2 tRNA genes and 2 rRNA genes are annotated in these 799 nt (G+C 42.1%); all 4 read right to left on the reverse strand.

Annotation, left to right across the window (positions count from 1 at the left end):
• A 23S ribosomal RNA gene (locus tag BSF41_RS23525) occupies nucleotides 1–117 on the reverse strand; the annotation flags it as partial.
• A gap of 143 nt (nucleotides 118–260) precedes the next feature.
• A tRNA-Ala gene (locus tag BSF41_RS23530) sits at nucleotides 261–334 on the reverse strand.
• A 155-nt stretch (nucleotides 335–489) separates the two neighbouring features.
• Nucleotides 490–566 (reverse strand) — tRNA-Ile (locus BSF41_RS23535).
• Nucleotides 567–692: 126 nt separating this feature from the next.
• Nucleotides 693–799 (reverse strand): 16S ribosomal RNA (locus BSF41_RS23540); the annotation flags it as partial.

Below are 799 nucleotides of genomic sequence, written 5' to 3' on the forward strand. Positions count from 1 at the left end.
TCGGATATCTGCGGATCAATCTGTGTGTGCCAGTCCCCGCAGCTTTTCGCAGCTTATCACGTCCTTCATCGCCTCTGAGAGCCTAGGCATTCCCCATGCGCCCTTATTTTGCTTATTGCACCAATCTCATTTTTAAAATGAGACCGTTTTTGTTTGTTTTCTATATTTTGCACGGATGCTCAATAAAAAACGCTTTCTACTTTCTTATTATTTTCTTATCTCAATATGTCAATGAACTTTTATTCGCCTGGGCGAACCAGTGGAGAATAACGGAGTCGAACCGTTGACCTCCTGCGTGCAAGGCAGGCGCTCTAGCCAGCTGAGCTAATCCCCCATTTTTAAATCTTAGATTTTAGAATTCAGATTTTAGATTTCTTAATTCTTCTCTAATTTCCTTTGGTGAATCCCAGCTTCCAGAATTTCCTTTTAATCAAGCTTTTCAGTTTTTCTTCTTAAATCTAAAATCTATAATCTTAAATCTGAAGTTTTTGGTAGTCCCGGGCAGACTCGAACTGCCGACCCCTACATTATCAGTGTAGTACTCTAACCAGCTGAGCTACGAGACTCTGTTTTACTTAATTTTTATCATTTTTTTAAATTAACAGCAAGAGCAATACAATCTCAGATTCCAAACCTATAGTCCGGCATCTTATTTCCCCAGCGTGCGTTTCCGCTAACACATAGAGCTCTAGAAAGGAGGTGTTCCAGCCGCACCTTCCGGTACGGCTACCTTGTTACGACTTAGCCCTAGTTACCAGTTTTACCCTAGGCAGCTCCTTGCGGTCACCGACTTCAGGCA

The sequence above is a fragment of the Flavobacterium sp. ACN2 genome, from assembly GCF_002303885.1.
Classification (GTDB): Bacteria; Bacteroidota; Bacteroidia; order Flavobacteriales; family Flavobacteriaceae; genus Flavobacterium.